This is a genomic window from Parasedimentitalea nitratireducens (assembly GCF_057444295.1).
Window position 1 is genome coordinate 35,306 of sequence record NZ_JBYAXC010000017.1, and the last position, 9,760, is coordinate 45,065.

Sequence of the window (9,760 nt, forward strand, 5' to 3'; positions counted from 1 at the left end):
AGCCCGCGCGATTGTTTTTCTAAAATGCAAACAGGTTGTCCCAAGCGCTGTCAAAAACCTGCAGCTTGCCCATCCTTGCGAGGATCCGAGCCGGCAACATATCCGCCACCGGGTAAACGGTGAACCAATTGCGCGCCCCCGAAACCAAACGCGTTGTCAGGGCTTTCGACGGTTATCCGGTGCCCCAGGGCCTCTAATCCATTAAGCGTGTCGCGCGGCATTGTGGGTTCACATGCCACATCCAGCCCGTCAATCATGCGCCAGCGAGGCGCACAGGCGGCGGTTTGGACGTCCTGGCCCCAAAGCTGCGTCCTCAGCAAAAGTTGCACGTGACCTTGAGCCTGAATCGGCCCCCCCATCATGCCAAACGCCATTAGCGGCTGGCCGTTTTTCATGGCAAAGCCAGGAATGATCGTGTGCATTGGCCGCTTGCTACCTGCAACGCAATTGGGATGCCCATGGATCGTGTTGAACCCCGCGCCACGGTTTTGCAGCGAGACACCAGTGCCTGGCACCACAACACCAGAGCCAAATCCGGCGTAGTTGGATTGGATAAAACTCACCATCATTCCAGAGGCATCACCGGTATTCAGCAGAACCGTTCCGCCCCTTTTGGGTGCCCCGACACCGTGGTCGATGGCAGCTGTGGTATCTATCAGTGCCGCGCGAGATCTAAGGTAATCTGGGTCGAGCAACGCATCTTCGTTGATCTCAGTCATGTCATCTCTGTCCGCCACAAAGGCATGCAGATCGCGATAAGCGAGCTTGATGGCCTCGATTTGCAAATGAACGGCAAGCACATCGTCGGGCCCGTGATCACGAATGTCGGTATGATCCAGGATTCCAAGCGCCATCAAGGCCGCGATGCCCTGACCGTTGGGTGGGATCTCATGCAAGTCCACGTCATCAAAACCGGTGCTAAGCGTGCCGCACCAGTCGGGCTGATGTGACGACATATCCTGGAGCGTCATTGCGCCGCCGTTTGCCTGGATGAAGTCGACGATTTTTTGGGCTACTGGCCCCTTGTAAAAGGCCTCGCCACGGGTTCTGCCGATTTCGCGTAGTGTTTCCGCGGCTCCAGGGTTGCGGAACCGTTCCCCGGCATGGGGAGGGCGCCCACCGGGCAAAAACGTTTCAGCAAACCCTGGCTGATCCGCAAGACTTTCGGCTGCATTGGCCCAAAGTTTGGCAATAACTGGCGAGACAATGAAACCATCCTCGGCATACCGTATGGCCGGGGTGAGCGTGGTGGACAGATCCAATTTGCCAAAACGCTCGGACAGGCTGACCCAGGCGCTGATGGCTCCTGGTACGGTAATGCTGTCAACGCCGTGGTATGGCATCCCGTCTGGGAAACGGGCAGGGTCCCATGCCGCAGGCGAACGACCTGAAGCATTTAGGCCGTGCAGCTTGTTGCCATCCCATAGAATGCAAAACGCATCCGAACCCAGTCCGTTGCCTGACGGTTCAACCACGGTCAAGGCCGCTGCGGTTGCAATGGCCGCATCAACAGCGTTTCCGCCTTGCTGCAGGATGGTCAACCCTGCCTGTGCAGCCAGAGGCTGGGAGGTGGCAACGACGTTGTCCGCAAGGATAGGTGAGCGGCGTGAAGGATAGACCGGATCATGACGCATGTGCATCTTTAACCCCATTCATTTTGTTAGTTTTGAGATGGCTGCGGATGGCCCAAGCAATGGACAACACTGCAGCAATAAGGAAAATCAGGCTGATAGGGCGGGTCAGAAACTGTGTCGGATCGCTGTCTGTCATCAGCGCGCGACGTAGGTTGGTTTCTGCGATTGGACCAAGGATCACCCCTAACACAAGCGGGGCCAGTGAATATCCCAAGGTGCGTAGCGCATATCCCACCAGTCCGACAATACCCAGCAAGTAGAGGTCCGTTACGCGGTTGTTAAGCGCAAATGAGCCGACAACACAGCAGGTCAACACGGTGGGTACAATCAGCCATTTGGGCACCTCGGCAACCCGCAGGAAGAGCCGCATCGAAAGCACCGAGACAATCAGCATCATGAACGAGGCCACTGCCATAGCGATGAACATACCATAGACCAGATCACCGTGATCAGTGATCAGCCGTGGACCAACGGAAATACCGTGTACCATCAACGACGCCATCAAGATTGCATCCACTGCTGATCCGGGAATACCCAAACCAATCAACGGAATAAGCCCGCCACCAGCCGTAGCCGAATTTCCGGCTTCTGATGCAATAACGCCGTCTGGTGTACCGGTTCCGAACATTTCTGGCGTCTTAGAGGCGCGTTTGGCCTGATCATAGGCCACCAAATTTGAAATGGATCCACCCGCGCCGGGCAGTGCACCAATGAGCACACCAACTACCGACGAACGGATCAGATTCACGGGGCTCATCAGAACCTCTTTCATGACTTTCCAAGTCTTAAAGTCGATAGCATCGGTCACCAATTTCGCTCCAGAGCGAACGGTTCGGGAGTCCTCAACTTCGCTCAGCAGTTGAGAGATCGCAAAAATGCCGATCAACACCACAAGGAAGGGCAATCCGGTTTCCAGCATTTCAATCCCAAAGTCGAACCGTGGGCGGCCAAGAATAGGGTCGGCACCAACCGTTGAAATCGCCAGCCCGATAAGGCCAGCCAGCAGCCCGCGGATCACCGAATCTCCGACTAAACTGGCCACGATTGTCAGCGCGAACACGATCAGCGAGAAATACTCCCAAGGGCCAAGTTTTACGGCGAAAACAGCCAGCGGCGGGGCAGCAACCACCAAAAACAGAGTCGAGATCAGTGTCCCGAAAAATGAGGCCCATACCCCGAGGGACAATGCACGACCCGGATCACCCTTTCGCGCCATCGGAAAGGCGTCGAAGGTGGTAGCAACCGATGATGGCGTGCCAGGAATGCCAAGCAATGCCGCAGAGATCAGACCGCCGGTCAGCCCACCGACATAGACCGACAACATGACTGCGACACCCTGTAGGGGTTCCATGGTAAAGGTCAGGGGCAGGGTCAGCACAATAGCCATCGTGACCGTGAAGCCGGGAATGGCGGCTGCAATAATACCGGCAACAGATCCCACCAGCATGTAGAGCAATGTGCTAACCGCAAAGATCTGCACAAGCGCTGTCAGAAAATCATCCATTCAAAAACTCTCCGCGTGGCAGGAAGACGTTGAAAAACTCGGCAAACAACGCGTTCAGCCCAAACGAGAAGACGAGCGCTACCAACACGGCGACCAGCAATGTCAAAGGTTTGCGTGGCATCAGGATCATCTGCAATCCAAATACAAATGCGAAACTGGCAATCGAAAAGCCAAGAATAGGCACAAGCAGAAGATAAACCGCAAAAACAACAAAGCAGACGATGACAAGGTAGCGCGTCTTTAGCCAATGTTGCACTTCACCGCCAAACCGCCCCCATGCATGGCCGGGAATTTTGCGCAGGCTATCGATGATCGCGATGACTGCGATCAAGAAAATCGCGGCAAATACGAACCTGGGAAAGGCCGCAGCACCAAGCACTTCAAAGCGCGAACTTGGGATATGTTCGGCTGAAAAGTACAGGGCAACCGAAGCCGCGAGAATGGCAACGTAGCTGAGGAAGCGGGTAATTTCGCCCGCTTCCAAGCTGTGATTTTCATCAGTATTGTTCACTGAATAATGACCGCGGCCAAGGATTTCACAGTGTCATTCAGGTTGGACAAATAGCTGCGGTACTCATCCTGGCCCATGAACGTGACCTGCGAGCCGACATTGTTGGTTTGCTCGACGTAGGTCGCGTCTTGCGACAGCTTATGCAAGGCCGCTTCCATGGCGTCGCGCGCCGCAGCGGGTGTGCCCTTGGGCATTACAATGCCGCGCGTCACGGTCAACAGAAGGTCTTGGCCCTTTTCGCGGAATGTTGGAACATCGGGGAGTGCGGGGTGGCGATCTCCCGATCCTGCTGCCAAGAACACGAGATCTCCATTTTTGGAGAATTCGATAGAGGAGGCTACATCTCCAATGGCAACATCCAGATTGCCTCCAACAATGGCGCGCACACGTTCACCTGTGCCTTCGTAGCCCACGTATTTGAATTTCAGGTCATAGGACTGCTCGATCATTGCAGCAAAAAGATGCGGCAACCCGCCAAGCGTGACACCCATGGTCAGCTCATTTGGGTGGGCCTTGGCGTATTCCACAAATTCTTCGAAATTGGCGTAGTTTTCGGTCGGCTGGGCGATCAAAAACTGCGGCGATGCCGTCATCAGGGCGATCGGTTCAAAACTATCCCAGGTGAGCTCGGTCAAGCCGGTGAGGGTTGCCATCAATAGCCCTTCGTGGACCTGTGAAATCGTATAGCCATCAGCCGTTCGCCGGGACGCTTCGCGCAGGCCGACTGTACCGCCGACACCTGGCATGTTGATGATCGGCATTTCGACACCAAGGTGGGGCTCAATATTGGCCGACACAAGGCGCATCAGGGTATCAGAGCCACCGCCGGGTGACCACGGGACAATGAATTCTACAGCGCGCTCAGGATAATCCTGCGCAACGCTGGGGGTTGCCAATACGGCAGCGGTGAGTATGGCCGCGAGGCCCGGAAAAATTTTCATGTTAAGTCTCCCTGAGTTTGTCGGCATTACCTACCGACAGATTTTTGTTATCCCAGAGCGTAGCACCAGTTTTTCGCTGACAAAGCGGAAAGATCTTGAGTTTAAATTCAGAAATTCTTAACTTGAAGCAATGGATACACGACAGCTCGAGACATTCCTTGCAATCATTCAACGTGGTGGGTTTGCGGCTGCGGCAAAAGAGGTCAACCTGAGCGCATCGGCGGTCAGCCAACAGATCTCCGTTTTGGAACAGGATTTTGGCAACGCACTTTTTGATCGCTCTCGCCGGCCACCTGCGCTTACCACCAAAGGGCGCGAACTGCAGTCTGCTGCAGAATCGATACTGCGCATCGTTGCCGAAACCAAGGCAACCGTGAGAGATGGTGATGTGGGCGGTACGCTGGCGCTGGGAACCTTGCGAACATTTGGCGCCTACATCCTGCCGCATGCCCTGGCACGGCTCAAAGACATCTATCCTGAGCTAAGCTATAGGCTGCGCGTTGGTTTGTCCGAGGATTTGATGGCGGATGTCGTCAGCGGCCAGCTGGATGCTGCTTTGGTCGCGGATAACGTTGCTGTGCCAACCGGCCTGCAATGGACGCTGGTTTTTTCAGAGCCGTTGGTGGTGCTGACACCTCCGGGTGTGACTGAAAAGAGGTTGGATAAACTGGTTCGTGAGGTGCCATTTATTAGATACGGAGTTCAGGTGCCTCTTGCGCGTCAGATTGATACTGAAATTGCGCGCCTAGGTCTTTCCGTTCGTCAGGTTGTGTCGGTGAACACGATGTCAACGGTGTTCGGATGTGTTCAGGCTGGCCTGGGTTTTGCGATCGTGCCCTACGCAACGCTTCGGGGGTCCCAAACCACATCGCTTGACTGGTTCCCGTTTGGCACAACTCCGATCCACCGTGGGCTGGGAATTGTACAGCGGCCCAACTCTCGCCGTAGCAAGGTATTGGAACAGCTCTCAGAGGCGCTTCGCCAAATCGGGATTACGCCGAGTGATGACGGTTGATCAGGCTTGTGCCAACGATCAACCGGTTGTTGGCTGATCTGGGGATCAGAGAGATGTGGCCGCCCTCAACTTATGCCACATAGGCGGTCGGTCCAATAATGACGGATCGTGTCAATGGCTGCCCATGAGTTGTCGCAACGACTTAACATTCATACGCTTATAGGCCTTCTTCCGGTGCGTGATGATGGTCGTTTCCGACAGGCCAAGCAATTTGGCGGATTCCCTTGCTGTGCGGCCCTTGATCGCCATTGCGGCAACTTCGCGTTCGCGCGGGGTCAGGTCAGGATAGGTGAGGGCAAGGCGCACCTGAATATCATGCTCCATCCAAACGTTGTTTTTGAGCGAAAATGCAACATTGCGTTCGGTTGCCACTAACAAGAACCTGAGAAGGGTTTGCATGTTCTGTGCAGCAGTGTCGTCAAAGGGACCACTTTCCTCGCTGGAATAGAGGCTGACCGAAAGCCCAAAATCCGCTGTGCGACGGATGATAGACACGCGTCCCGAAATGCCGGGAAGGTCATAGCAGTCGCGGCGATAGGTAAAGGAACTGATGTCATTGGCGTTCTGAAATGTAAGAAAATCCCCGTTACCGCGTGAGCCAGACAAAATTTCTGCATTCCCATCTTCATCATAGTGTCGCCGATAGCCTTCTGCCGCACGGGCCGCCCGGTGCTGCGCCAATCGACACTCAGTGCCAATCAACAGCGGCGTGTCCAGGTCGCCCTGACAAAACAGCGACACAAAGTCGACACCGCACGCTTCATGGGCGACTGACATGACCGTCTGAATGAAATTCGGTGTCCCGATCGCATCCGTCAGCCGGAGTGTCTGTTCTCCGGCTAACTGAAGTTCGGCATAGGGCGGCGTGAGTTTTTGTATTTTCAAACGATCTGGATCCTAAGTTTTATTCCGCAAACGCTTTTTCGATGACAAACTGGCCTGGCATTGAGTTCGACCCTTCGTCAAACCCAAGCGTTTCGCAAACCTCTTTCAGTGTTTCTAACATAGCCATCGAACCGCAGATCATCACGCGGTCAGTTTCAGGGGTCAAATCTCCCCCGGCAAGATTTGCAAGTCTACCGTCCTTGATCCATGCATCGATGCGCCCAGTGTTCTTGTATTCTTCGCGAGTTGCCGAAGGCAGATGGTGCAGCTTGCCGATGGCGAGCTCGCCTAGAAATTCATTATCGTGAACTGATTGCACCAGATCGATCCCATACCGCAATTCCTCAACCTCTCGGCAGGTATGCAATAGATAGATCTGATCAAATTTCTCATAGACTTCTGGGTCGCGAATGACACTGGCAAAAGGCGCGATACCGGTCCCGGTAGACAGCAGGAACAGCCGTTTGCCCGGCAAAAGCGCGTCGAATACCAGTGTTCCGACCGGTTTCGGACGGATCAGAATATGATCGCCAGCTTGGATATTTTGCAACCGGGATGTCAACGGGCCATCTGGCACCTTGATCGAATAAAATTCAAGATGGTCTTCCCAATTGGGGGACGCAATCGAATAGGCGCGCAAGAGTGGTTTGCTGTCATTCATCAAGCCGATCATGGCAAATTCACCAGATCTGAAACGAAACCCTGAGGGGCGTTCCGTTTTGAACACAAACAGGCGATCTGTGTAGTGGTTCACGGACAGGACTTTCAATGCTGCAAAGCCTTTTGGTGCTTCGGGTGTGAGAACGTGTCCCGCTGCGATCTGATTCATCTCAATCTCCATTTCTGCATGGTTTGACTGAACGAACATCATTTTGGCTTCGTTTCAGCAATCCTCTTCAATGAGGAATGAAATGAGAGCGAACTCGGGATTAGTCTGGTCGAAACAAGGGAGATCACGATGCCAGAACCGCTTTTTCAGGATGTCATTCGAAAGCGCCGAAGCGTACGCAAATTCGAACCAGGCCGCGAAGTAGGCCGCGATGTTCTTGAACGCATCGTCGATTGCGGGCGATGGGCGCCGTCGGGGGCCAACGTGCAGTGCTTCGATTTCATTGTCGTCGAAGACCCTGACATGCGCGACAAGGTGACAGACGTTTTCTTGCGGCAAGCACAGCGTTTGGTCGACCACGCCAAGGGGTTTCCGGCAGTCAAGAAGACCTACCTTGCCAATACGGCTGCAATCATCATCGTTCTGGGCGATCCACGCTGGAAGGTCTGTTTTCCTCAGCCAACGACCGAAGGATGGGAGGCTGAGTATCGCGACAACAATGAGGTGATCTATCTCAACTCAATCGGGGCTGCGATCCAGAATATTCAGCTCGGCGTTGCGGCTGAGGGACTCACAAGCGCGTGGCTGTCTGGTGGCGGCGAAGAGATAACCAACAAGGAATTGTCCGAATTGTTGGGATATCCCGAATGGATGCAGGCCTATGGCACGATCCCCATTGGTTATCCCGCCGCCACGCAGAACCGCCGCTATCGCCGCCCGCTAGAGCAGGCACTGCATTGGAATGGCTATCAGGGCGAGAAATTTCGGACCCACGAACAGGTCGATTTCTACGAGAGCACCCTGCGCCCGTTTGCCATGTACCGAGACGAAGAGACTCTGGATGGTTGGGAAGACCGGACCGCAAAACTGGGCGATTGGGATGCAGCCTTTACCAGCGCCACGCCAAACCCCTCGGGCGAATTGCAGCCCGAGGCTGATTTCACCGAACCTCGTGTAGTGGGTCAAGCCACCAAACGCCGCAGCAAAACCTAAGGAGATCCACATGTTTGCCCGCGATCACATCGAATACAACGCCGCCGACTTACCGGACCGTCTGGATTACTCAGCCGAGCAGAGCTTGGATGAGGCCAAAACCTTCTATGACCGTATGAAGCGTCGGCACACGGTACGGGAATACTCCAACCAACCCGTTTCGCGTGAGGTCATCGAAGAATGCATTCGAACCGCCGGTACCGCACCGTCGGGAGCCAACCACCAGCCTTGGCACTTCGTGGCGATCAAGGATCCAGCGTTTAAGAAGCGCGTTCGCGAAGCCGCTGAAGAGGAAGAGCGCAAGTTCTATGATGGTGGGGCAGGGGATGAATGGCTCAAGGCACTAGAGCCTATTGGTACAAACGATCACAAGCCGCACCTGGAAGATGCGCCATGGCTGATCGTTGTCTTTGCACAGCGTTGGGGCCAGTTCGACGATGGGACGCGTTTCAAGAACTATTATGTTCCGGAAAGTACCGGCATCGCCTGTGGATTTCTGCTGGCTGCCCTGCACCACGCAGGCTTGGTGACTTTGACTCATACACCCAACCCAATGAGGTTCCTGAACGGTATGCTGGGGCGTCCTGAAAGTGAAAAACCAATCATGATCATCGCGGTCGGTCATGCTGCAGAAGACGCAAAAGTTCCCGCGGTTGCCAAAATGAAAAAGCCGCTCGATGAAATCCTGACCGTCGCTGACTAAGGCCTGAACAACAAACCTATTATTGAACGGCGGGCTTGCGGGCTCGCCGAACGGAGACTTGCAACATGACCTATGTTGTCACTGAAAACTGCATAGCCTGCAAATACACTGACTGTGTGGAAGTTTGCCCAGTAGATTGCTTCTACGAGGGTGAAACGATGCTCGTTATCCATCCCGACGAATGTATTGATTGCGGTGTGTGTGAGCCCGAATGCCCTGCAGATGCCATCCGTCCAGACACGGAACCTGACAGTAACACTTGGGTTGATCTGAATAGGAAACTCGCCAATCAGTGGCCAGTTATCACTGAGCGGAAAGACCCACTGCCGAATGCTCAGAAAATGGATGGCCAACAGGGAAAGCTCACGCATCTCCAAGCCTCCGTGGAGGTAAGTTTAGTATAGTGCAACACGCCTTCAGTTACGCTCGGCAAATTGACGAGATTGTTAGCAACGTGTTTCTATCGCGTTGCAGCTCGAAACTCCGCCCTGTCGTAATGAATATGCTGTAAGCCTCCGCAGCCAATGTCTGTTATCGGGAAACTGGGAAGACTTTGCAAAGGGAGCATTCTGTGCGTGGTGAACCTTGGCGATAGTTGCAGCGAACGGCTCCTTGTCGCACTGAGCAGTCATTGAAGCCCTACGCAGCTAATTTTAGGTCCTTTTTTTCTTAGAACCCAAACTCATTCGACGTGCAGAACCAGAAGCAGTCCTAACCCACTTTTGTTGTACATATGTGCGTCACA

Annotated in this window: 10 protein-coding genes; 4 read left to right on the top strand and 6 right to left on the bottom strand. The window is 54.3% G+C overall.

Going from position 1 to position 9,760, the window contains the following annotated elements; all coding sequences use genetic code 11:
* Nucleotides 1-50: 50 nt before the first annotated feature.
* Genes AC2T28_RS23280 through AC2T28_RS23295 form a run of 4 tightly spaced genes read right to left on the bottom strand, consistent with a single transcriptional unit; the run spans nt 51 to nt 4,590 of the window.
* Nucleotides 51-1,640 carry a gamma-glutamyltransferase family protein gene (locus AC2T28_RS23280; protein ID WP_486751002.1) on the bottom strand — a complete coding sequence of 530 codons (1,590 nt, stop codon included), beginning with the start codon at nt 1,638-1,640 and terminating at the stop codon, nt 51-53.
* A complete protein-coding gene (locus tag AC2T28_RS23285) occupies nt 1,624-3,138 on the bottom strand; it encodes a tripartite tricarboxylate transporter permease (protein WP_486751003.1) in 1,515 nt (504 codons plus the stop codon). The genes AC2T28_RS23280 and AC2T28_RS23285 overlap by 17 nt, the downstream gene beginning before the upstream one ends.
* On the bottom strand, nt 3,131-3,649 hold the full coding sequence (locus AC2T28_RS23290; RefSeq protein WP_486751004.1) for a tripartite tricarboxylate transporter TctB family protein: 519 nt from the start codon (nt 3,647-3,649) through the stop codon (nt 3,131-3,133). The genes AC2T28_RS23285 and AC2T28_RS23290 overlap by 8 nt, the downstream gene beginning before the upstream one ends.
* Nucleotides 3,646-4,590, bottom strand: coding sequence for a Bug family tripartite tricarboxylate transporter substrate binding protein (locus AC2T28_RS23295; RefSeq protein ID WP_486751005.1), 945 nt, complete (start codon nt 4,588-4,590; stop codon nt 3,646-3,648). Before AC2T28_RS23295 ends, AC2T28_RS23290 begins: the two co-directional genes overlap by 4 nt.
* A 130-nt stretch (nt 4,591-4,720) precedes the next feature.
* Between AC2T28_RS23295 and AC2T28_RS23300 the strand changes: the two genes are divergently transcribed.
* Nucleotides 4,721-5,605 (top strand): LysR family transcriptional regulator, encoded by an 885-nt coding sequence (locus AC2T28_RS23300; protein ID WP_486751006.1) that lies wholly within the window; start codon nt 4,721-4,723, stop codon nt 5,603-5,605.
* A gap of 111 nt (nt 5,606-5,716) precedes the next feature.
* On the opposite strand, the gene AC2T28_RS23305 is transcribed toward AC2T28_RS23300, so the two are convergent.
* The gene (locus AC2T28_RS23305; protein ID WP_486751007.1) at nt 5,717-6,490 is read right to left on the bottom strand and encodes a helix-turn-helix transcriptional regulator; all 774 of its coding nucleotides are present in this window, start codon (nt 6,488-6,490) and stop codon (nt 5,717-5,719) included.
* A 19-nt stretch (nt 6,491-6,509) separates the two neighbouring features.
* Nucleotides 6,510-7,319 carry a ferredoxin--NADP reductase gene (locus tag AC2T28_RS23310; RefSeq protein ID WP_486751008.1) on the bottom strand — a complete coding sequence of 270 codons (810 nt, stop codon included), beginning with the start codon at nt 7,317-7,319 and terminating at the stop codon, nt 6,510-6,512.
* A gap of 129 nt (nt 7,320-7,448) precedes the next feature.
* Here AC2T28_RS23310 and AC2T28_RS23315 point away from each other — a divergent pair, with 129 nt between their 5' ends.
* From AC2T28_RS23315 to fdxA, 3 genes are all read left to right on the top strand, one after another.
* Complete coding sequence (locus AC2T28_RS23315; RefSeq protein ID WP_486751009.1) at nt 7,449-8,312, top strand: nitroreductase family protein; 864 nt, start codon at nt 7,449-7,451, stop codon at nt 8,310-8,312.
* Between the two features lie 10 nt (nt 8,313-8,322).
* Complete coding sequence (locus tag AC2T28_RS23320; RefSeq protein WP_486751010.1) at nt 8,323-9,015, top strand: nitroreductase family protein; 693 nt, start codon at nt 8,323-8,325, stop codon at nt 9,013-9,015.
* A 65-nt stretch (nt 9,016-9,080) separates the two neighbouring features.
* Nucleotides 9,081-9,419: a ferredoxin FdxA gene (gene fdxA, locus AC2T28_RS23325; RefSeq protein WP_486751011.1), complete on the top strand. Its 339-nt coding sequence runs from the start codon at nt 9,081-9,083 to the stop codon at nt 9,417-9,419.
* The last annotated feature ends 341 nt before the right edge of the window (nt 9,420-9,760 follow it).

Excerpts from the sequence above, each read along its gene's own strand:
- AC2T28_RS23280 (WP_486751002.1), bottom strand. The coding sequence starts at position 1,640 with ATGCACATGCGTCATGATCCGGTCTATCCTTCACGCCGCTCACCTATC.
- AC2T28_RS23285 (WP_486751003.1), bottom strand. The coding sequence starts at position 3,138 with ATGGATGATTTTCTGACAGCGCTTGTGCAGATCTTTGCGGTTAGCACA.
- AC2T28_RS23295 (WP_486751005.1), bottom strand. The coding sequence starts at position 4,590 with ATGAAAATTTTTCCGGGCCTCGCGGCCATACTCACCGCTGCCGTATTG.
- AC2T28_RS23300 (WP_486751006.1), top strand. The coding sequence starts at position 4,721 with ATGGATACACGACAGCTCGAGACATTCCTTGCAATCATTCAACGTGGT.
- AC2T28_RS23310 (WP_486751008.1), bottom strand. The coding sequence starts at position 7,319 with ATGAATCAGATCGCAGCGGGACACGTTCTCACACCCGAAGCACCAAAA.
- AC2T28_RS23315 (WP_486751009.1), top strand. The coding sequence starts at position 7,449 with ATGCCAGAACCGCTTTTTCAGGATGTCATTCGAAAGCGCCGAAGCGTA.
- AC2T28_RS23320 (WP_486751010.1), top strand. The coding sequence starts at position 8,323 with ATGTTTGCCCGCGATCACATCGAATACAACGCCGCCGACTTACCGGAC.
- fdxA (WP_486751011.1), top strand. The coding sequence starts at position 9,081 with ATGACCTATGTTGTCACTGAAAACTGCATAGCCTGCAAATACACTGAC.